The sequence below is a fragment of the Arenicella sp. 4NH20-0111 genome (assembly GCF_040366405.1).
Lineage (GTDB): Bacteria > Pseudomonadota > Gammaproteobacteria > Arenicellales > Arenicellaceae > Arenicella.
Genome location: NZ_BAABWF010000003.1, coordinates 369,401 through 390,754, shown reverse-complemented (window position 1 = coordinate 390,754; position 21,354 = coordinate 369,401). Strand labels below are relative to the sequence as shown.

Sequence of the window (21,354 nt, the reverse complement as noted above, 5' to 3'; positions counted from 1 at the left end):
ACCGCCTGTGTTAGTGTTGGCTGATTGCAATTATATTGCTGATACTTAAACACGAATCGGTCACATTGCTGCGGTAATTCGACCATACTGAAGAATCCGTCAGGTTGCTGAGAAGCGTAATCATGCCATTAAATAATTTAGAGAAAGACAAACCACTTCCTATCAAACAGGCATTTAGACATTTGATTTTTTTTCAAATCAAGTTATTCGCCGACGCTATCCGTGATTTACTTTTTAGTCCAATCAGTCTACTCGCATTTGCCTGCGATGCGATATTAAAACCGTCAGTCAAAGACAGTTTTTCCTATAAATTAACGCTTGCCGGACGCAAAAGCGACCGGATGATTAACCTGTTCGGCGAATACACGGCATCGGGAGAATTCACCATTGATGAGACGGTGAATGAATTAGAGTCTGCATTACTTACCGAGCTCAATAAACGCAGAGCACAAGGCAAGGAAGAATAGTTTATCAAAACAGAAGGGGAATTGGCCCAGACTCGACTCTGGATTAATCCAAAAGTAACCCTTCTTTAGCCTGTTGATAGGTACAGAAATCACTTTTTATAAATACGCTTGCCCAACCTATTTAAGTTTTAGGTTCAAACATCATCAGGGGCAACATTTAGTCAGCTAAAACCCGCTCTAGCAATGATACCAATGCGCTAGGCTGAGATAAAAATGGAGAATGCGAGCAGTGAAGCTCCTCAATATTTTTGATATTTTGATTTGAAGCAAGTTGTCTTTGAAACTCCGGACTGCAAGCCTTATCTTGCGTACAAACTATATAAGTTTTAGGTACAGCCCCAAAGCCATCAACGCTAAACTTTGCCCGGGATAACAATGGTCTAATTGGCTGATAAAGCAAATTTCTTAACGCCCTTTCTTGATCTTGGACAGCACAATCGTGATAGAAAAGCTCGCTTGCGATATCTTGATTGATCTTTAATGATGCATTCAAAAGAGACAAGCTAAGTGACGTAGAAAAATTCGATAACCTATCTCCCCTTCCCACTGAGAAAATTGAGCATGATCCCAATGGCGGAACCAATGCAGAAACAAAAACTAAGTGCTTAAAAAGTTCCGGATGTTTTTCGGCAGCCATCGACATAGGAAAACCACCCATAGAATGTGCGACAGCAACAATCGGCTCCCCAACTGTTGCAGCAATCGATAACACGTCTTGAGCATAGTCATTTGCCGTAACTAAGAAAGGACTTTTAGATCGGCCACCTTGCTGCCCTGAAAAGGTAATAGAAGCGACCTTATGTCCAGCACCCTTCAACAAACGCTCTACCTTAAACCAACATGTTTGATTATGCAGTGATCCGTGTAAGAGCAAAAAATAGGCCATGATAGACAGTGAGGCAGAGTAAAATCAGTTAGTCGACAGCTGGGGCATGCTTTAGTCCATTCACGAAAAATGAGAATGCAAAATCTAATCTAGATAACAAAACAAGCAAATCGACGCAAACTTAGAAAGTCGATACTGAAACAATGCTCCCTTCATCTTTACCAAATGATCATTCCAATCACTTCGCCGGTGATAACCGGTATCACGATCTGAAAACTCATCTAACATGTTAAGCCTTTGTTGATTAGAGAGAAATCAACAAACACTTCTAATTCAACCGTATCGTAGAACTAACGTTTTCTCAATGCTTGACCAACCCCTTGTTTTAACAAGTCAACAAAGTCTTTCGCGACCGCCCATCGAATGCTTCGAATCAAACTTCTGCGCGCTCGCAGCTTAGTCCGTCTAAATGCATCCGAATTTAGCTCTGCGAGTGTTTTTGCCTTTAACTGAGCTTCATCAAGAAGGCTGTCCACCGAGACAACTTTATCTAGAAAACCAGCGTCTTTAGAGTCTATTGGAGAATAAACCACGGACTGGTTGATTACCTGCTCGAACGCTTGTGATGTTAAACGATACTTAGCGATTACTAAGGCGGTGTATGGCATCGTCATGCCAATCTCGACTTCATTAAGTACGATTTTAAAATCACCATCAGTGCCAAATCGATAATCACCAGCCAATAATAAAAAAACACCCGCAGCAACCGTATGGCCGTTCGACGCCACTATCAAGGGCATTGGTAGCTTCACCAGACGCGTCACCGTAGCAAAACCACCCATCAGCATTTTAAACGTGGGTACTGGGCCAGCTTTCATCACCTTTAGATCAAAACCAGCACTAAACACGTTTCCTGCGCCAGTTAAGATCACGGCGTCAGCTTCTTTCTCTGCTCTATCCAGAGCAGCATTAACCGAGCCAATCATTAACGGAGACAACAAGTTTGAGCCTCCATCCGCGAGTTCAATGGTCGCAATGCCATCGAGAATCGAATAATTCACCCGTTCGTCAGTCATCGTTTTTCGCTATCGTAAGTCGGCTGAGAATTGCGACTGGTTGTAAAGCTCCCCTATCAAAAATAAATCGACTCAACACTTTTCTATTTCTTGCGCGAGACATATTGCGCCACCTTATTGGTTATATGCCAGCTACCACTTGAACTAATGAGATTCAGATAATCCACGTAGCCATGCTCATTATTTTCACCCCACGTAAACTCGACAGTGGCATTCGCTACGTTACCGGTTACAAGTAACGCTGTGATTTCTATCTTAGCCTCCCATGTTTGACCGTTATCGACCGCTTTAGCAAAGCTCTCGCGCGTGTATTCCCGATAAAGGTCTTTTCGATCATAAAATTTGATTGTCGCATCTGAGGTATACGCCATTTCGACATGCTCTCCAGAACCCGTCGATACAGCAGTGATATACGCATTAATCGCCTGTTGTGGCTCTTTGAAATCGTGCGCCAATACGATTGAGGCTTGCAACAATGCGCTCAAAAAAAACAGCATAAAAACAGTATTCTTCATAATTTTCCTTAAATTGATGACAGGCCTTGGAACCCACAATGTAGTAGGGTCTCAATGAAGTTTCAACTCTGATTGGAGACAACGTCCAAAATTGCGGGAATCAGTATTCTCTATCATCAGTGACTTTGTTTTTCTGGTAAAAAAATAAAAAAGGGCCAGCAAAAATGTGTGCTGACCCTTTAAACCGCTAAATGAGTTCTACAAGAAACTTATTGAATTATTCAGCGACACTGCTACCACTCAATACGATATTATCAATCTGATGATATACAGACGTAGTCAGATATTCTCTCGTAGATTGAATACGCAACTCATGCGCACCCTGCTCTATGTTAGGTAAGCTAAACGATAGCGTCGAGAACTCTTTAACATCAGGGCTCAAATTTCCAAAGTCGTGGCTTGCCATAGCGACATCATCGAAAAACACTTCTATGATGCCTCCATCTCCATTACCGTTGCTCGAGATCGCAGCCACATCAATTTCAACATTTAAGTCCCCATCTTGCAGCACAAAACCTTGAAAAATGCCGCCTCCGCCTGGATTCCCTACGTCATTGGTGCCCTCTACTCCTGGAGCGATTTGTGCGGCATAACTCGTTGCGCCATTAGGCACAGTGTTGCTTGATACCACTGAGCTCACGACATGACCGTTGTCTGTTTCATACAGACTAAACCCAGTAAAGTCTCCGGTTTCGAAATCGCCATTGGTTAATGGTAGATCAATCAACTCACCAACAAATTCAATTGATGAAATAGCTGTATCAATTATTTCCACCACCACGCTGGCTGGCGCGAAGGTGTAGCCATATTTGCTTACGGATATTGTGTAAGTACCCGGAGATAAATCACTAAACGAAAACGATCCACTATTACTCGACATGACACTTAATGACGCGTCACCGCTGACGGTTACGGTCGCACCTTGAACCTCACTGCCTAACACCGAGATGCTACCGCTTAGATAAAAGTTATCCATTGAGGGTTGAGATGTAACAAAACTAGAAACAGCTCCCGAATCCAAAGCATTTCCTGCAACGTCTGTAATCGAATTGGCGATTTCAAATGTATGCGTAACACCGTAGCCCATGGGTGTGTTTGGCGTAACGCTCAAAGTATTATTACTAACCTCAAAATCAAAACTGGTGTCGACAACACCGTCTACCGTTGTGAGTGAAATGGATTGCTGATTCACGCTAGTCATGTCAATCTCTTCTGAAAATCCCACAATAATACTAGAGGTGACATCGACGTCGTTTTGATTGTCTGAAGGCGTTAACGATTCTATGGTTGGTGATACAACGTCGCCTGTAGACTCAGGAATCAAAACACGAAAATCGACGACTTGACCGTACGGAAAAGACCCACAGGCCGTCGCAGGCGAACCGTACTTCATCATAACCCGCATTCTGGTGTGACCTCCGAGGGCATCATCAGATATCGAAAAACTCCCAGACGTCGTGCCCGTGCCATTACCTTGAAACACTAATTCATCGGCTGATAAATCTCCATCTTGATTCTGGTCAATAAAAACATCCCAGTACACAGGAAATTGAGAGCCACTGTATGCGGGTTTCAATGTTAAAGAATTATAGAACCGGCTCACATCAAACGATGTCGACGTAGAGTCTCTGTAGCCAGAAGTCGGGCTTCCTTGGAAAGTTGCCGTGAAATTACCGACCTTTACAGAATTAACCCAAAAATAAGACACATTTTGACCCACCGCAGAACAGTAATTGGGCTGAAACGCTCGCGTAGTAAAATCAAAAATCGCACTCTGCCCAAGGCTATTTCCAGCTAAGTCTTTGACTGAACCGTCAACCACAATGCTGTAAGCCGTTGAGTATTCGAACGACGAATCGGCGTAAAATTGCACCGTATTGCCACTGACAATAATATTTCCTGGCACATTGGCTACACCATCAGTAACGGCAAAGGTTGACGCATTGATTGTGCTTGCATCCATCTCCTCCGAAAACCTAACTTGAACAACAAAATTCGTAGACACATCATCACTCCCGTTAGCCGGTGAGGCTTGCGTAATCAAAGGCGCAACAATGTCTGGCGTTTGTGTTGTAAAGGACCAGGACACATCTTGCATCAATGGATTCCCAGCCAAATCTGAAACGCCTGTAAGCGTGGCCATGTAGGCCGTAGACTCGTTTAAGACTTGATCGGGTTGAAACGTAATAGTCGTCTCATTAACCGAGATGCTTCCTGAAACTTGTGTTCCTTGGTCTCGGAGTGACAAGCTGGTTTGATCAACCGACAGTGGATCAATGGGTTCCGATAGCGTCACAGAGATGGCACTGGTAACAGCAACATCGGTCGCTGTGCTAATTGGCGCATGAGAAACCACCACTGGAGAGCTGGTATCAACCGTGTCAAAACGCACCGTGTAATCTTCAACTTCTCCATACGTGAAAGCTTCGCAAGGCGCGGGAGCGCCGCCATACTTCATAGAAACTCGCATTCGCGTTTCTCCATTTGGCACACTGCTAGGCACCGTGATCGATCCGCTAAGTGAACTCGAGGATGCGCCACTGAAAACCAATTCACTCGATTGAAAAGCCTGATCCTGATTAAAGTCGATCCATGCCCTCCAATACTCGTTATATGAAGAACTTCGAAAACCCGGCTCTAATAAGAAAGGGGTGACACCCGGCGCGAGGTCGATTATTTGTTGACTATAATCAGCGTACCCGCCGTTCGCACCAGACGAATTACTGAAAGCCCCAAGTTCCAAGCGCTCTAACCACTCATAATTTGTGTTCCCACCCGCTGAACCACAATAGGCGGATGCGTCAGTAAGACTCAAAAAAGGAACAAGCAGTAGCAGTGCTCGGCTAGCTCGTTTTTTACTGCAAAATTGGAAAATATTCCTCATAAAAACTCCTAGTTAATAAACCGAAAAACTCTAAAGCGCACGATATACGCGCTCTAAAATACAACCCCTTCAAAAATGGGCTGAATCTTCGAAACCGTTTAGCCTGGACTAAACCAATGTGACGTAAATACCGTCAAATCTCGAAAGCAAACCGTGGCCAACATCGCCACTAAGGCTATTAACTAAAAGACTGTCTCTGAGGAAACACAGGGCATATAAGTCTTGCCTGCAAAATTTGTGATTGGGGGAAATGAAAGAAAAAGATTAGACAATGAAAACATAGAATATCTCCGCGCTAAATGGCTCAGCAGAACGCTGATAGGAAGTCATTTAACGAGAATGGATTATACCAGAAAACTGTCTATAAACACAGTACAAATTGGATTAAAGTCAATCCAATTTATCGATTCCAATTCCATGTATGCTTAAAAATTTAGCTGCCTGAATGCGTAATGCATTTAATCGAGTCTTCGGAATTCGAACTCTTTTCTAAAATAGATATCACCCCAGTGTCATCCTACTCAGATCTGGACTTGGATATTCAATCGCCCAACTTCCCCAGCTGATGACATAGCCTATTAAGCTCGATTACTACTTACACCAGTCTTAATTGCAGATCCTATTAAATGTGCAATCCTTAGAGCTTCCGGTACTTTGCCAGTGTCTGTCACCCTATCAAGAATCACCTCTGCGCTCGCCGCATCGATCCCTGAACATTGAAAATAGAAAGGATCGCGATCGTATATTTCTCCAGCTTTTCTAACTAAAGCAATGCGAGACTCATAATCAGAAAAATGTCGAAGAGCTTTATCGACTCCAATCAAATCAGGCATCTTCCTCATCACCACGATACACGGTAGCGACGATGCTTCAGACAATGCTGGCAAATCGATAATATTGAAACCACCAAACGCAATACCGTCAATCAACACAGCATGAAGCTGAGAGTAAAACTTATTTTCCGTAACTAAGTCTATCAAGCATTCGGTCCCGTCAGTGCCATCTCGCTTCACCTCTCCCCACACCATTCCTTCAAACCTGGTGTTGGAACAAACAATTCCAGAGACACTAACACGTGAATCATTATTTTTCGAAAACGGTGCATCATCGAAACCAATAACTCGGAGTTGCTTGTTCAAGCGAATCGCTTCTAATGTTGTTTTCATTGGTTTGCCAAACGATAGCGGCAAGGCCTAGGTAAAGATGGGGAAATTAGAACTAATAGAGATCTATTAGTTCATTTTTATATAAGGAAACCGGGCGGGACTCAAACCCGCGACCACCGGCTTTGAATGGCCGGGCTCTTTCAACTGAGCTACCGATTTCTGTATATATCTTACCATTCGTGAACGTTATAGTCTTTCAATAATTTGCCATAAACACGCTCCCCATCCAAGGCTCGATAAATAGGGTCCAGAATACGGCTAGCCCCATCAACAGAATCAAGTGGTGGAACATATGCTTTTTCGAACTGCTCTCTTCGGAGTTCTTCACGGGCGCCTGTGGATATCCAGCCAACGTCAACGCTATTCATCAATATATTACTCTCAGAGAATTCTTCTGAAGAGGTACGCGTTATCATATTCAGCGACGCTTTGGTCATATTTGTATGCGGATGACAGTGAGTCTTATTGGTATGACTGAAAAGCCCTTCGGTTGATGTTACGTTAATCACAAAACTCAATTTTTCTCCAGAACGCTTCATCAAATTTTTAAATGATTGGATCAAAAGGAAGGGCGCAATTTGATTGATTAAATTAACTTCAACTAGCTCGACCAAACTTATGTCACTAAGAGTTGAATTCCAACTCGTTTTTTCACGGTGATCCACAGGCTGATTGAAGCGATTTAATTGCGTATTCTCATTTAAAGCTATCTCCGACGTCAAATGCTTAAGGTCTCCTCCAATAGGAGTTGGGTTAGGCAAACAATGAGGGCTATCTAATTTTATGAGTTCTCGCTCTGATGAAATTAAGGGTAGGTAATATTGGTCAGGATATTTAATTGTCTGCGCCGCATTATTAATTAGCATATCCAACTGCTTAAATTTTCTACCAACATATCTAACAAATTGCTCAATTTCCTTTAGCATGCGTAGATCCAAACCATAAATTTTTAACCGGTTTTTCCACACATCAAAATCAGCCTCATTCTTATATTGTTCAAGAGCCAGAGCAGGGAATCGTGACGTACCGATTACGTCGGCACCACTCCGCAGAAGCTTCAATACTGTTGCGTAACCAACTTTTACTCGGCAACCCGTTACCACCGCAGTCATGCCTGAAAGGTCTTTATCAATGCTCCGTTTTTCATAATTAAAAGCAGCACAAGCAGGACAGATTCTATTATAAAAAAAGTGTGCCAAATGGTAGGTGGTATTACAGCAGTAGCAATTTTTAGGTAAGTTAAGCGGCTTCAATTGCCGCTCCTCCAAGTCATCGTCCTCTGAAGAGTAGACACTAGTTCCGGCTAACGCATTAGATACAATGACCGACTCCTTTTGTATAACTAAATCCGCCTCAGTTTTTTCCGCATAAGACCTTTTACGATTCTCTTTACGCGCTTTTTTTACTATTTTTTGTAGCAAAGACTTCAAGACATCATTGTCAGGATTGTTTAAAGGGTCCTCTTTGAGTGAGCTCAATACTTTTATACATGCTTTCCACTCAGACTCTGTAAATGGAAATTTTTTTTCAAAATCAGACATTCAACACACCTAACTCAAAGCGAGTTTTCCACCCTCTAATAACGCAAACTCATCATAATCATTAGCAAGAAACAAGTTACCAGAGTAAACGCGTTCGGCCTCAAACCGAACTTCATCGATGCTGTTTTTTGAACCATCATTTTTTGAATGATATCGAGCACTAAAATGGGTCAACACTAGGTTTTTAACACCACAACTCTCAGCAAATTTGGCAACTCTCAGGGCGCTAGAGTGCTGTGGACCAGACCCTACTTTTTCTAGTAATTCTTCCGTGTATGTAGATTCATGCACCAATACGTCCGCACTTTGCATAACATCGGACAATAAGCTTGGATCATCGTTGTCACCGGCCACAACGATTCTTTCCGATACAGATTCCACATCTAAATAGTCGGCAACGAAAATAATATTGCCGTCATCAAGGCTAATATCATTTCCTTTTTGAATTTCGCCCCACATAGGCCCTCGGTCTATTCCGTCAGTAAGCAACTTATCTCTATTCAATGTTCGCTTACTAGAGCTAGCATCAAAGCAAAAAGCGTGCGATGGCACTCTATGTGAAAGTTCTATTGCAGTGACACTAACATCTTCAACCTCATACCCGTTCTTCGAATTGGTCTCAACGAACTTCACTTCATAAGGCAAATGTAGATCAGTCGAATCCTTAACAGCATAGAACATCTTCTCTACTTCTTTTGGCGCAACAATTAGTAAGGGTTCTTTTCGACCTGACATGCCGGCGCTTGCTAGTAACCCTGGGAGCCCATAACAATGATCACCATGAACATGGGTAATGCAGATCGCCTTTAGCGACGACAAAGATAATGGGGAGTTTAAAATCTGATGCTGCGTTCCTTCGCCACAGTCAACCAGCACCCAAGATTTCGGTTCGGGTAGCGTTACCGCGATACCCGATACGTTTCTTTCCTTAGTTGGAACACCAGAAGATGTTCCTAAAAAATATAGTCCTAACATTCTTAGTATTGAGCGCGCTCATGCCTAATATTACATTGATTCGTACTATGCTCATTATTACAAACAATCGTACACAAGCGAACATGATCTTATCTAAAACTCATGCATTTTAAATTATCAATCTACCCACTCTATCTGATAATCCAATTTCAACAGAACAACCCGAATTGAAAGCTATAAAATCATTTTGTATTCCATCAGAGAACATGACTCCATTTTCAGGCATCAATGACTCAAGGCTCAACGGGTTGTCATTATTAATCGAACCAAACACTAGATCGGTGCCTGTGGTATTACTTGGGAAAGGCTCTCTTACCGCGAACTGAACGCTCTTTGTATCCCACGCGAAGCCATGGGCTAATTCGTGTTCACTTAGGCCTGACACGCCCATTGCTCCGGCTAGAATGGATTGAAACCAACCAGTTGAGCCAAACCCCGTTGAGATAATAATTCCTGAGGACGAGTGGCATTCGCTTTGCCCATTCCAGTGAATGTTGTAGCGGGCTGAGGTGTGAGATTTAGGCCCAATAAAAAGATCATTCACGCCTAACATGACCTGGCCGTCGTTAGTTCGCGCTTCTACGAAGGTGATGGTTTTGCTATCCGCAATATCGGCCATTGTTTTTAACGCGACGTCTTTTAGGTTGCCAACCTCAAACGGCAGCAGCTTGCCATCCCATCTATCTGGGTCTGGGTTGATTGCTATTACCGGGTTGCCATCTAAGTACTTCAGGGCATTGGCTACCAAACCGTCTTGCCCGATTATCACTACAACATCTTCTGCAGAGAACTGGTAGTTAGGCAGAAAACTGCGCTCAATCTTTTGCAAACGGCCTAGCGGTTTCAAGATTCGCTCGGCCTCGTCCAAACGCTTTTGATAGAGATCGTGTTCCGCTAAGTAGTCACTCACATCGGCATTGCTGTGCTCTAAATAAAACTTAGCCTGCGGCCATGTGTTAAAGCGTTCAATCAGTTCTAGTAACCGCGTTTTGCGAGTTACAAGAACAAATCGCTTACCCTGAGTGCTCATTTTGCCGGCCTTTGCGCTCGCGGCTCTCTTACGGCTTTTTTCATCATATTGCCGAACAATTCTGGCGTGATATTGAGCTCGCCAATTTTGCCCGCGTTTTGAGCGAGAGATTCAAAGGCCATCGCCATTAGCTGCTCCGGGTTCATGTTCGCCAACGCCATTGCTTTAAGGTTCTCAACGGGTAGCGCTTTGAAAGCTTCCATTTTTGCCGTAACCGCATAGGCTTCGGTATCCGCCTCTTGCTTTCTATTATCAGATTGCAATGCAACCAAGCTTTGGCGTTGAGTCTCACGGTCGATATTCGCTTGCACTCGCTCGGCATCAGTCTTTGCTTTACCGCGTAAAATCTCGCGCTCGTTCTCAACTCGAGACTCGGCAATCTCTTGCTCTTTTTGTTGAACAGACAAGTCAGTTTGCAGCTCGGCTTCTTTGATCAAGCGCTCTTGTTCCACCGCAGACTTTCTACGACCATAAACAGCATCGTCCGCTTCTTGTAAAATCAATTCACGCGCTTCGGCCTCCAGTGCTCTTGCGGTTTCTGGGTCAGCTGAGATTCTACCAACAATAGTATTCAACACCTCGATGCCCATTGCCTCAACCGCCACATCACTCGCTAATTCTTGCTGAATCAGCTGCGCTATCTTTGTGTTGATCACGAACGCATCTCGCAGCTTGGTTTTCTGTACCTCATTCTGAACAATGTTCTGCGCAGAACGCACAATGCGGTCGTTCAATTTTAGCGGGTCTTCAGAAAGATAGCTCACACCGTCTTTCTTCAAGTTGAAGTTCAGAATCTCAGCAATCGCTTCAGGGTTTGCCACCCGAAATGTGATTTGACCCTGCACTTTAACCGCCTGAAAATCATCCGTCTGTAAGTTGAAGATGAATGGCGCTTCCTGCGCATTCATCGGCACAGCCGCAATTGAAGTCGTCGCAGCATTGTAGAAAAAGCTTAAGCCTTTACCTTGGCTTCTGTTTTTTCCGTTAACGGTTTTAACAACGAAAGTTGTTGGTTCTGCTTTGTAGTATCTAATTCCAAACATTTTTGTCTCCGTGAAATCATTTATTTCCAATATAATGTCTCTGTGACAATATAAAGTCAACAAATAAGGGTCACAAAGACAATACTTATGAAGCCATAAATGCTAAGACCTGTAAATTGATCATATTGACCGAGGAGACTTATAGCGCTAGAAGGCAATTTTATACTGACCTCGATTGTTTACGAAACAGTTTATATCAGCGCGTCGAACGCGTCCTGAGCGTGTTTCAGGGGTGAGATGGAACACATCAGCAAAATAGCCACGTATATTCCTGCAGTACCTGCACCGTTATTATGCGAATCTAGCTTTTCTAATACTTTACAAACCGTTACCCTAAACAATCGGAGAAACAATATTTACAAAACTATGTCCAGTAGCTTTTTTTATCTTCAAGTCGAAAAAAATCAAACGAATGCCAGCCTTTTAGACAGCTTAGAAAAATTTTCAGATCTGCAAACTAAACAAATGTACGTGCTAGATCGGCCGCTCGGCGATAGTAAATACGACTATGCTTGTGAAACTGGCCTAGTCTTATTAATTCCTAACCACAAAATAATTTTTCTTCAGCTTGATGACTTTGATGACTCGTTCGATGACTATGTAGACGAGTTCATTGAGGATCTAGGCTACATTTCTAACAAATATCGATACAAGGAAGTTTTAGGACGCCCTAAAGCTTGGAAAAATAGTCTAACAACCACCTTTAAGGTTAGTGAGCTAGAAGGGGATATCAAAAGCATGTTGGATCGCAGCGAAGTATCGAGCGACCTACTAAAAAAACAGTGCGAATTGTTGATATCGTTATTAACGGGCAGTATCAATGACATCGATAAAGTGAAAGGAGATGTTCCAGATAACATCTTAGATAAAATTAAACAAAAGATAGTCCTTTTTGACGGTGATCAAACTAGATTTGTCTACCAACGAACGCAGAAAAAACGAATAACAATCCAAGGACTATCGGGCACAGGAAAGACAGAGTTATTGCTGCACAAACTTAAGGAGATTTATTTGAGCTCACCGGACTCACGGATAATGTTTACTTGCCATAACAAAATCCTTGCAGATAGTTTGAGGAGTAGAATTCCTGACTTCTTTACTTTCATGAAAGTTGAAGAACAGATCAAATGGAATGAGCGATTATGGTGCGTAAATGCTTGGGGGTCTCGCTACAAACCCGACTCCGGTGCTTATACTTATATTTGCAATTACTATGACCTTGATTTTTATAGATACCAGCCTGGAACAAGCTTCGAAACAATATGTAAGAGAGCTCTAACAGAATTAAAAGCGAAAAAGGATAAAGGGTTTGCCTTCGACTACATGCTCATTGATGAGAGCCAAGATTTTCCCGATTCATTTTTCGAGCTCTGTGAGGAGGCGACCCGACACTCGATATATATTGCTGGAGATATTTTCCAAAGTATTTTTGATGATAGAGTAATTGCAGAAATACAACCTGACTACCTACTAAGTAAATGCTATAGGACTGACCCTAAAACGCTCATGTTCGCTCACGCACTAGGAATGGGACTATTTGAGACACCTAAGCTTAGGTGGCTAGAAGACAATGAGTGGAAAGCCTGCGGATACATCGTTGACAAAAATGATGAGCACTATAACTTGTCTAGAATTCCACTTAGAAGATTTGAGGATCTACAAGAAGATGGATTTACGAGTATTGAACTGGTAAAAACTGAAAAAGACCTTAACGAAGATGCCGAAATAAAAATACTTCATATAATTCAAGAGATTCAACAGGAAAATCCTACTGTGGGAGCGGAAGATATTGGGGTCATATTTATAGATAATGCCAGACACACATACGACACTGCGGACAGGCTTGAGATTTCAATTCCCAACACATTTGGTTGGAATGTAAACAAGGCTTACGAGACTAAAGAAAAAGTACCTGACACACTTTTCGTCAGTAATAAAAACAATGTGAAAGGCCTTGAATTTCCATTCGTAATTTGTGTCACAAAGAAAATCACAAACTCCAGAAGTTACCGAAACGCATTATATATGATGCTAACTAGGTCTTTTGTTAGAACATACTTAGTGACCTCTCAAGACAGCAATGGCGAATTATTAAAGCCCGTTGAGGAAGGCTTATCTCTTATTAAAGATTCGGGGTTGTTGAAAATTAGTGCACCGAACGAGAATGAGAAACTGGAAATTGTTACTTCGTTTAATTACTCTGAAGAATTCTCTTCTTTCTATGATCTCGTAGAGGATGTCTTCGATGAGTTAGACGTTCTACCTATCTATAGACCTAATCTTCGTGAAGTAATTCAAAAAACTGTGGGGGAATCGTTTGACCGTGATGAAATTTTGGAAGTAGCTGATTTCAATCATGAGAAAATGAACAGGGAGCCTTTCGGCTAAATTAAAGTCATGAAGGAATTTAGTTTTGCTCTCGATCAGAGACTAGTAGATATTTTTTTCGCGCCGATCAGAAGAAAAGAGCAGTCTTTGACGCTACTAATGAAAGCAATAAAGTTAATGCTTATTGGTGACATAATCGACTCATCACGAAAAAAAGGTGAATTGGTACTAGTAGTATCGAAGATGAATCGACTATTCTTTTTTTCGGATAACAAGAAGTTCACACTCGGATTTCCTTTTTCGGTAACTGAGTCGGAAGACGGCCTCCAATTTGAATCAAAATTTATTGCAAATGTTGATAGCCGACTGACATCTGAAGTTTTAAACGTTCTTTCACAAGAAAGATTATTTGAAAACTCATGTTCATTAGAATTTTCCGAATCACTAGTTGATGTTGAAGACTACCACGATCAATTTATGCCATTTCTATTAGACCTTCTGATGTACGAAGATGGCTACCTTCGGCATGATAAAGATGAGGAAAACTGCAATGGTGACATACACCCTCTTTTTCACTTTGATTTTTTCTATTCATCGATTTCTACCTGTAAATTCGGCACGGACTCACACGTACAAGAAAGAGATATGATCGATCTCTTGAAAACAGAAACAAACTGTCATTATCTGGGTAAACGTTAGAAAACCTTTAACTTTCGAAGGAAATATGACGGCAAGTCTTGCCTTTTGCTATAGCTAGACATTGAGTGTTAAATATTCAACAGGTACTTCATCAACCAACCAAACATCATTCTCAGTCATAAAAAACTCAAGGCCATGCTCATGCATCAACTTACTATCAACCTTAAGTAACACTGGTTTTCCATAACGCGCGCCTACACTAAGCGCAGTCTTTTGAGTTTCACTTAAATGCACATGATGCCTCTGTTGCTTTTTAAGACCTTGCCTAAAAATTGAATCTAGAAATCGTTCAGCCGTTCCGTGTAATAAAACGTCAGGTGGTGTCATCGGCTCTAACTCTAGTTTAACGTTGACAGAGTGCCCTTGATTCGCTTTTATTCTTAATCCGTCGTCACTTACCAAGAAACGCTTCTTGTCATTGCTTGCGACTACGGTGTCTATCAATTCTTTTGTGAGCTTAAACTTTCTAGTTTTTCCAATTAGCTCGTTTATGTTTGCCCAGCCTTCGTCACTCAACTCTAGACCAATTGAGTCTGGTTGATGACGAAGGATGAAGCTTAGGTATTTCGATATTTTCTTTAAATCCATATTTTTATTTCCATTTTCTAGCGGATAAATCACAGCTAGACATTTAGGTTTAGCGCTTGCTCTTCACTAATAGGAAAGCAATATTCGCTTGGTGTTATTAGTTTGTGCAACTCATTGCGTTGTACAAATTCTCTTTGAGCGCTTACGAAATCTGAGATGTCTACAATATTGAGAATGCCCTCGCCAGAAAATGGTTCAAGGAAATCTTTGCGTAGGCCTAGCTGAATCGCTTTACGCTCTTGCTTTGCCCCGTGAGGATCATGATCAGGGTCCCATTGCAGCCGAACATTCGTTGCGGCTATTTGCTTATCCCATTCATCTTTAGGCATACCATGCACATTCGTTGACGGGTGCGCAGAACTGAGAATCTTCTCAAAGTAATCTCGTTTTAGGTAGAGCGCTAACGTTATCTCTTGCCCCACCTTTGTGCCCCAGCCTGATCTGTACATCATCCATAAGAAGTTTGTTTTGATCCAGCTCATACGACTAAAGCTGAAGTCGCCGCCGAAGTATTGATTCTCGGCGGCGAACTTGCCGATACTGGGCCTGTAGGCTTGATAGGCAACTACGTACTCATCTGTGTACTGTGCCAGTATATGTTTGCCACTTTGTGGCCATTCCTTTAGTTGTTCTAAATAGTTTTTTGTTTTTAATTCCATTTCTTATTTTATTAAATGTCGAGACTTAGAGTGGCTTTTTATATTCGCCAATGACCTCTATTTTCCCGACTATGTTTTTGTTTAGTTCTTCGAGCTCACCGGCAGGCACCCACCACTCAGTGTGGTAAGCCGCACCAACTTGCTCAATTTTATAGTTATCGACAAAGCTCTTATTCACTTCGAACTTTGTTACATAGCCAACTCCACTGTCTTTGATGTTCCATTGCGTGGCTATCTCTTTTGCGTATTGCTCGTTAGTCACAGGGTAAAAAATTGGCTGACCAGGCAATCGTGGTGGCCATGCTGTGTACCCTGACTCTTTTACGAGTTTTAGTTCTTCCGGCCCCGTTGGACGGTACATTGTTATTGTTTTCATTTTTCTATCTCTATCTTGTTGTTCGCCTGATAAATTTTATATAGCTGCGTAGCGACACTCTGTATTTCATTTTGTTCTTCTATTCTTGGGAGCATTTCTAACTCTAACTTTTCAGCACCATTAAATGCTCCCCAAATTGCGCAAGACATTGCGGCTATCGTATCTGTGTCGCCACCTAATTTTTTGACGAAGCTCAGTAAGCTGGTAAACGACCATTCCCGGAATGCCATAGCTAGGTAGATTGCCGTAATGCACGATTGCTCTGCAGTAATCTTGTTTCCAAATATCGTTCTAACTTCGCGAACACTCAATTCACTGTTTCTACGTAAGTGATGTTTGCAATGCTCAAGCTTCTCTACAAAAGCATCTAGTTCCGCTATCTCAATAAGACGATCGCCTAACACATCATTGCTCATATCAGATAGTGCGTACGCCGTCGTATACGCAATTAGTAGTGCGCCCTCTATTGCTAGCGGGTTTGAATGCGTGATCTCAGATGATTGAACAACACTTTTCTCAAACTCAGAGCTTGTTGGCGGATAACACATCGCCAAAATTGGGGCACGCATTGCTGCACCATTTCCAAACGAGCCATCTTTATAAATACTCACGTTGGCTTTCTGCCAAGGCATGCCGCTTTCAATTCTTTTAAGTATTTTGCCAGCGCCTGGGCCATAGCCTCGAGACCACCTATAGCTGCTCGAAAATTCCCGCGCTAACTCATCTTGTTTTATGCCGCCCTCCTTAGTAAAGGATCTCGCGATATCCAGTGACATTTGCGTGTCATCAGTAAATCGCATTTCACTAGCTTTGGTGGTGCCAATCATTCTCCAAAGAAGACGCTCAGCGAAACCTCCCTCGTGAGGTGCGCATGTAGCATCACCAAAAGCGAGCCCTAGAAAGCAACCTCTGAATTTATCTTCCACGGCCTCAGACCTATATCTCAGACAGTTTTTTATTCAACTGCTTCTCTACCTTTACATCAAAGCAAACAAAGACCACTCTTTCGATCTCATCAAACTCACGTGAAAACTCGAACACCTCAGATATAGCAATGCCACACGCCTTATCTATCGGAAATCGATATGCACCACAGCTGATTGCCGGAAAGGCAATTGACTTAACATGATTGTCGACTGCCAGCTTTAAGCTCTCTCGGTAACACGAGGCTAGTAGTTCAGGCTCACCTCGATCGCCTCCGTACCACACGGGACCAACTGTATGAATAATATGCTTCGCCGGTAATTGGTAGCCACCTGTTATTTTGGCGGCGCCTGTTTTACAGCCGCCGGCCTTTCGACACTCAGCCAATAAGTCAGAGCCCGCCGCGCGATGGATTGCGCCATCAACACCACCGCCTCCACACATTGCGTTATTCGCTGCGTTTACAATTGCATCTACTTTTAGCTGCGTAATGTCTCCGCTGATTATTTCTATTCTGTTCATCATGTTCTTAGTCATTAGCGTTCTGCAATTGCTCTCGTACTTCCATCAAGGCGAAGCCAAGCAAGTTTTCACCTTTCCATAAATTTGGGTTTTGGGCAGCATCATTATCTTCAGCCAAGCCAATTCCCCAAATCTTATCGACGGGGCTTGCTTCTACCAGCACACGCTTTCCAGTGCTTATAAGAAAAGCCTTTAGTTCGTCGTTGCTCGAAAATTTTGCAAGGTTCGCTTTAACCACCAAATCAAACTTGTTCTCGTTCCAAACAACTTGATCAAAACCTTTCACAGAGCGACCAACCGCTTTAACTGCACCTGGGTTCTTGGCTTGAAGTGCTTTTTCCATCGCATCGGTATCACCAAATAGTTTGGCTTTGCCGTACATCATGCAGTGTTCGGCGGTGGCAAATTGATTTTCACCTTCGTTGAATGGAGACGTATACCACTGACTAAAGCAGCTTTTTGAAACTGTATTGCCTTTAATCTGGTGGCCCCAGAAAAAAAGGTATTTCACTTTCTTGCCGCGGTTTACGTAGTTTACTAATTCTTCTCTTGTTCTTATTTTCATGACGTTCCCTATCACTACAACTATCGTAATGGGTTTCTCTAAATTTATTCTTGTAGCGGTCTCGCGAAGTATGTGTCTCTGTCCGCTTTAGTCGACCTAAACAGCTTCGCGGGCCGCTTACCAGCGATTTTGCTGTTACCTGTTTCTTCCACCATGCCAGCGGTTAATACCCTATTTCTGAAGGCCTTAGCCTGCAATGACCTACCGAGAATCATCTCAAAAACCGTTTGTAACTCAGTTAGCGTGAACTCTTTTGGCATTAGCTCAATCGGCAATGCGGTGTAGGTAGCCTTTGCATGCAACCTAGTCATCGTTATGTCGATTAAGGCATTGTGATCAAACGCTAACTTCTCTTTCTTGATCTTCGACAACGGCCACCATTGGGTTGGCTTATCGGAATCGTCTAGCTTCACGCGGCTAATATCAACCAAGGCATAGTACAAAACAGTTAAGGACCAACCTCGTGGGTCACGTTTAGGTGAACCGATTGTCTCAACTTGTTCTAAATACCCCGACGCCAAGCCTGTTTTCTCTTTAAGCTTGCGATGCGCCGCCGCTTCGGTGGATTTATCTTTTTTAAGATCGATAAACCCGCCAGGTAATGCCCACTTGCCCTTGCTGGGGTGTTCGTCTCGATGCACTAAAAGCACATTCAACTCACCGTCAATCAAGGAAAAAATAGACATGTCTACGGTGCAAAGTGGCACATCGAAATCATGGATGTCGTAATTTTTTAGAAACTCTTTCTCATTCATAGTCTATTTAGTAGGCGTCAAACTAAGCCAAACATATAAAGTCTGTAAAACAATAAATATATATTGTCATAGAGACATTTAATTGTCAACGACCAAAATTAAGACCATAGGGGTTTTGTATTTCGTATTTTCCAAAATTTTTTGAATTTATTTGAAAATAATTTTTTGAAGAAAAAATACCTAAAGAACCACTCCTTTTTATTGATACTTTCAGCTTAGAAAATCGCTGAACTAGACTCTAACTATTCTTAATAAAATTAGCTTTTAAAAGAGAACGAAAACTAGAATCAAAATTGCTATATCTACTTGTTAATTATAGTTATTATTTTGTTTCTCTAAGTAAATACGTTATTTCTACTCACTAGAATATTTTTCTAAATTTGACTTAAAAATAGACTTTAACTATCCAGTTTTTTTATCGCAAAATAGTCATTAAAAAGCGTCTTCTTAATACTGCGCAAATTTCTATCCAGATAAGAAGCACAAAATCAACTTTGAAAAATTAGTTGTTGACAGAAAAAAAATTCGCGAATAGAGTTCGCCTCATCAACACCGCTGGAACATTTTTTTGCGGTGAATTTTTAAACAAAAAAATTTTAAGCAAAATGAATTTATTATCACTAATACGCCCCACGAACCATGCGCCGATAGCGCAGGACTCGTATCGCCCGGATAGTGGGGAGAGATGCATTTGCTAGGAAGAGATAAGATCTGAATCATTGGATTTATTCGAAAGCCTAGCCTAATCCGCTAGGCTTTTTTTTTACCAGCTCAGTTTTATTTCTGGTCTAGCAAATCGAACAATTAACGAATATGAAAAATTACAGGGTATAGCTCAGTCTGGCCAGAGTCCCCGCCTTGGACGCACAACGCGGTTGCCGAGTATGCCGGTGGTTCAAATCCATCTACCCTGACCAAAATTAAGAAAGTGAAGCAAAATGATTAGTTTATTAAAAACAGCAATAAAGGGACTGCATAGCAGTCTACCCAAATTACATGGGGCGAATTCGCAGGCCGACCTACGCTCGAATTATGAGCTCGAGGATCATATGCATGCTAGGTGAGTAATATTTCGATTATTCGATTTCTACTGAGGCCTAGCAGAAATGTTAGGCCTTTTTTTGAAATTAATTTTTACAACAAAGTATCCGTAGTTTAACTGGAATAGAACGCTGGCCTTTCAAGCCGGAAGATGCGAGTTCGAGTTCGGCACGATGTGCCTCGTCGGATACACCACGGTGTCGTGGCAGATTGGAGATGCACCGGATTGTCTATCCGTTCTAAGAGGGTTCGATTCCCTTCGACACCGCCATAAAATTCGCGACTTGAGCAAGTGAGGTTATTGCGCTGGACTGAAAATCCAGAGAACCAGGTTCGATACCTGGAGGTCGCACCAAGTTAATTGCAGAACCGCAAGTTGATAGGCGGACATCGATTGGTTGTAACGTAAGTAGGACGTTTACCAATCAATTCAGAGGTAGAAAATTCTGGCTCGTTCAATGGAGTGACCCAGATTGATCTTTAGAGATGTGAGTTGATCAAAAGATCAAAAAACGTTTGCCGGGTTACGCCGGCCTGCAATTGAAGGTTGACAAGTTGCCGAGGTAGTACTTCGTACCGAGCCATTGGCAGAGGCGTCTGGCTTAGACCGCACGGGCGGCCCCGCCAGAATGTTGAGAGTTCGAGTCTCTCCCTCAGCACCAACACAAGCTAACTATTCGTTCTGGAGGGCGAATATAGAAATACAGAACTGTTTGGTGTGGCCTTAGCTTAATCGGCAAAAGCCCCTGAATGTGACTCAGGTAGATATGGATTCGAGTTCCATAGGTCACCCCAAACAGTTTTGAAACAGTTTTATTCAGGCGAAGCATGGCAGGTCTATGCGCTCGGCTGTTAACCGAGAGATTAAGGTTCGAGTCCTTACGCCAGAGCCACATACGAGAGGTGGAAAGGTATACACGGCGGGTTCGTAACGAAGTTTTTAAAATCCGCTGCTTCGAAAGAGACATGAGAGTTCAAATTTCTCCTCATGTACCAAAAATGAATAGGCCGTTAGCTTATTGGTAAAAGCTGCCCCCTCATAAGGGGTAGATGAAAGTTCGATTCTTTCACGGCCTACCAAGCTGAGTAAGCATTGCTGGCGATGCAACGGTTTTGTAAGCCGTCCAACAGAGTTCGATTCTTTGCCTCAGCTCCAGATTTATCGGTGTGTAGCTCAACTGGCTAGAGCACCCGGCTTTTAACCGGGAGGTTGTGAGTTCGAGTCTCACCACACCGACCAAGCAGCTAAGCGCAAGGTGCGTCCTCGGCCTTCCAAGCCGTAGAGAGTGGAGTTCGACTCTCCCTAGCTGCTCCAATTTTTTGGTGTTCCGAAAGGATCGACCACGCAGGGCTGGTTCACCTGTAAAAAACGAC

20 protein-coding genes and 11 tRNA genes are annotated in these 21,354 nt (G+C 42.5%); 14 read left to right on the top strand and 17 right to left on the bottom strand.

Features of this window, described 5'->3' with window-relative positions; translation table 11 throughout:
* Window positions 1-122: 122 nt before the first annotated feature.
* Window positions 123-467, top strand: a complete 345-nt coding sequence (locus ABWW54_RS09130; protein ID WP_353411927.1) for a hypothetical protein — start codon at window positions 123-125, stop codon at window positions 465-467.
* A 157-nt stretch (window positions 468-624) separates the two neighbouring features.
* On the opposite strand, the gene ABWW54_RS09125 is transcribed toward ABWW54_RS09130, so the two are convergent.
* The 10 genes from ABWW54_RS09125 to ABWW54_RS09080 all read right to left on the bottom strand — a co-directional run bounded on the left by ABWW54_RS09125 (window position 625) and on the right by ABWW54_RS09080 (window position 11,523).
* Window positions 625-1,353: an alpha/beta fold hydrolase gene (locus ABWW54_RS09125; protein ID WP_353411926.1), complete on the bottom strand. Its 729-nt coding sequence runs from the start codon at window positions 1,351-1,353 to the stop codon at window positions 625-627.
* A gap of 84 nt (window positions 1,354-1,437) precedes the next feature.
* Window positions 1,438-1,581, bottom strand: coding sequence for a hypothetical protein (locus ABWW54_RS09120; RefSeq protein WP_353411925.1), 144 nt, complete (start codon window positions 1,579-1,581; stop codon window positions 1,438-1,440).
* Window positions 1,582-1,643: 62 nt separating this feature from the next.
* Window positions 1,644-2,369 carry a crotonase/enoyl-CoA hydratase family protein gene (locus ABWW54_RS09115; RefSeq protein WP_353411924.1) on the bottom strand — a complete coding sequence of 242 codons (726 nt, stop codon included), beginning with the start codon at window positions 2,367-2,369 and terminating at the stop codon, window positions 1,644-1,646.
* 83 nt (window positions 2,370-2,452) lie between these two features.
* A complete protein-coding gene (locus ABWW54_RS09110) occupies window positions 2,453-2,884 on the bottom strand; it encodes a nuclear transport factor 2 family protein (RefSeq protein WP_353411923.1) in 432 nt (143 codons plus the stop codon).
* 217 nt (window positions 2,885-3,101) lie between these two features.
* Complete coding sequence (locus ABWW54_RS09105; RefSeq protein ID WP_353411922.1) at window positions 3,102-5,768, bottom strand: beta-sandwich domain-containing protein; 2,667 nt, start codon at window positions 5,766-5,768, stop codon at window positions 3,102-3,104.
* Between the two features lie 578 nt (window positions 5,769-6,346).
* The gene (locus ABWW54_RS09100; RefSeq protein ID WP_353411921.1) at window positions 6,347-6,934 is read right to left on the bottom strand and encodes an endonuclease dU; all 588 of its coding nucleotides are present in this window, start codon (window positions 6,932-6,934) and stop codon (window positions 6,347-6,349) included.
* Window positions 6,935-7,104: 170 nt separating this feature from the next.
* Window positions 7,105-8,475, bottom strand: a complete 1,371-nt coding sequence (locus ABWW54_RS09095) for an SDR family oxidoreductase (RefSeq protein WP_353411920.1) — start codon at window positions 8,473-8,475, stop codon at window positions 7,105-7,107.
* Window positions 8,476-8,484: 9 nt separating this feature from the next.
* Window positions 8,485-9,450: a ribonuclease Z gene (locus tag ABWW54_RS09090; RefSeq protein ID WP_353411919.1), complete on the bottom strand. Its 966-nt coding sequence runs from the start codon at window positions 9,448-9,450 to the stop codon at window positions 8,485-8,487.
* A gap of 109 nt (window positions 9,451-9,559) precedes the next feature.
* A complete protein-coding gene (locus ABWW54_RS09085; RefSeq protein ID WP_353411918.1) occupies window positions 9,560-10,480 on the bottom strand; it encodes a sugar kinase in 921 nt (306 codons plus the stop codon).
* On the bottom strand, window positions 10,477-11,523 hold the full coding sequence (locus tag ABWW54_RS09080) for an SPFH domain-containing protein (RefSeq protein ID WP_353411917.1): 1,047 nt from the start codon (window positions 11,521-11,523) through the stop codon (window positions 10,477-10,479). The genes ABWW54_RS09085 and ABWW54_RS09080 overlap by 4 nt, the downstream gene beginning before the upstream one ends.
* Window positions 11,524-11,889: 366 nt before the next feature.
* Between ABWW54_RS09080 and ABWW54_RS09075 the strand changes: the two genes are divergently transcribed.
* Together ABWW54_RS09075 and ABWW54_RS09070 are read left to right on the top strand one after the other, a co-directional pair.
* Complete coding sequence (locus ABWW54_RS09075) at window positions 11,890-13,911, top strand: STM2767 family DEAD/DEAH box helicase (protein WP_502907791.1); 2,022 nt, start codon at window positions 11,890-11,892, stop codon at window positions 13,909-13,911.
* Window positions 13,912-13,920: 9 nt separating this feature from the next.
* On the top strand, window positions 13,921-14,550 hold the full coding sequence (locus ABWW54_RS09070) for an STM2766 family helicase-associated protein (RefSeq protein ID WP_502907788.1): 630 nt from the start codon (window positions 13,921-13,923) through the stop codon (window positions 14,548-14,550).
* A 54-nt stretch (window positions 14,551-14,604) separates the two neighbouring features.
* Here ABWW54_RS09070 and ABWW54_RS09065 read toward each other — a convergent pair whose 3' ends face one another.
* The 7 genes from ABWW54_RS09065 to ABWW54_RS09035 are packed head-to-tail and all read right to left on the bottom strand — an operon-like array spanning window position 14,605 to window position 18,939.
* Window positions 14,605-15,138 carry an RNA 2'-phosphotransferase gene (locus tag ABWW54_RS09065; protein WP_353411914.1) on the bottom strand — a complete coding sequence of 178 codons (534 nt, stop codon included), beginning with the start codon at window positions 15,136-15,138 and terminating at the stop codon, window positions 14,605-14,607.
* A 35-nt stretch (window positions 15,139-15,173) separates the two neighbouring features.
* Window positions 15,174-15,797: a DUF4291 domain-containing protein gene (locus ABWW54_RS09060; protein ID WP_353411913.1), complete on the bottom strand. Its 624-nt coding sequence runs from the start codon at window positions 15,795-15,797 to the stop codon at window positions 15,174-15,176.
* 25 nt (window positions 15,798-15,822) lie between these two features.
* Window positions 15,823-16,173 (bottom strand): hypothetical protein, encoded by a 351-nt coding sequence (locus ABWW54_RS09055; RefSeq protein WP_353411912.1) that lies wholly within the window; start codon window positions 16,171-16,173, stop codon window positions 15,823-15,825.
* Window positions 16,170-17,099 carry an ADP-ribosylglycohydrolase family protein gene (locus tag ABWW54_RS09050; RefSeq protein WP_353411911.1) on the bottom strand — a complete coding sequence of 310 codons (930 nt, stop codon included), beginning with the start codon at window positions 17,097-17,099 and terminating at the stop codon, window positions 16,170-16,172. Before ABWW54_RS09050 ends, ABWW54_RS09055 begins: the two co-directional genes overlap by 4 nt.
* A gap of 10 nt (window positions 17,100-17,109) precedes the next feature.
* On the bottom strand, window positions 17,110-17,619 hold the full coding sequence (locus ABWW54_RS09045; protein ID WP_353412084.1) for an O-acetyl-ADP-ribose deacetylase: 510 nt from the start codon (window positions 17,617-17,619) through the stop codon (window positions 17,110-17,112).
* Window positions 17,620-17,626: 7 nt separating this feature from the next.
* Window positions 17,627-18,184 (bottom strand): riboflavin biosynthesis intermediates N-glycosidase, encoded by a 558-nt coding sequence (gene ybiA / locus ABWW54_RS09040; RefSeq protein WP_353411910.1) that lies wholly within the window; start codon window positions 18,182-18,184, stop codon window positions 17,627-17,629.
* Between the two features lie 44 nt (window positions 18,185-18,228).
* Window positions 18,229-18,939 carry an NUDIX hydrolase gene (locus tag ABWW54_RS09035; RefSeq protein WP_353411909.1) on the bottom strand — a complete coding sequence of 237 codons (711 nt, stop codon included), beginning with the start codon at window positions 18,937-18,939 and terminating at the stop codon, window positions 18,229-18,231.
* A gap of 824 nt (window positions 18,940-19,763) precedes the next feature.
* Here ABWW54_RS09035 and ABWW54_RS09030 point away from each other — a divergent pair.
* The 11 genes from ABWW54_RS09030 to ABWW54_RS08980 all read left to right on the top strand — a co-directional run bounded on the left by ABWW54_RS09030 (window position 19,764) and on the right by ABWW54_RS08980 (window position 21,295).
* Window positions 19,764-19,856, top strand: a tRNA-OTHER gene (locus ABWW54_RS09030).
* A gap of 227 nt (window positions 19,857-20,083) precedes the next feature.
* Window positions 20,084-20,175, top strand: a tRNA-Glu gene (locus ABWW54_RS09025).
* 1 nt (window position 20,176) lies between these two features.
* Window positions 20,177-20,251: transfer RNA gene (locus tag ABWW54_RS09020), tRNA-Asp, on the top strand.
* A gap of 8 nt (window positions 20,252-20,259) precedes the next feature.
* Window positions 20,260-20,335 (top strand) — tRNA-Phe (locus ABWW54_RS09015).
* A 202-nt stretch (window positions 20,336-20,537) separates the two neighbouring features.
* Window positions 20,538-20,642: transfer RNA gene (locus ABWW54_RS09010), tRNA-Leu, on the top strand.
* A gap of 56 nt (window positions 20,643-20,698) precedes the next feature.
* A tRNA-His gene (locus tag ABWW54_RS09005) sits at window positions 20,699-20,775 on the top strand.
* A gap of 22 nt (window positions 20,776-20,797) precedes the next feature.
* Window positions 20,798-20,873: transfer RNA gene (locus ABWW54_RS09000), tRNA-Asn, on the top strand.
* A 112-nt stretch (window positions 20,874-20,985) separates the two neighbouring features.
* Window positions 20,986-21,060, top strand: a tRNA-Ile gene (locus ABWW54_RS08995).
* A gap of 1 nt (window position 21,061) precedes the next feature.
* A tRNA-Thr gene (locus ABWW54_RS08990) sits at window positions 21,062-21,136 on the top strand.
* Window positions 21,137-21,143: 7 nt separating this feature from the next.
* Window positions 21,144-21,220: transfer RNA gene (locus tag ABWW54_RS08985), tRNA-Lys, on the top strand.
* Window position 21,221: 1 nt separating this feature from the next.
* Window positions 21,222-21,295, top strand: a tRNA-Gly gene (locus tag ABWW54_RS08980).
* Window positions 21,296-21,354 lie beyond the last annotated feature (59 nt).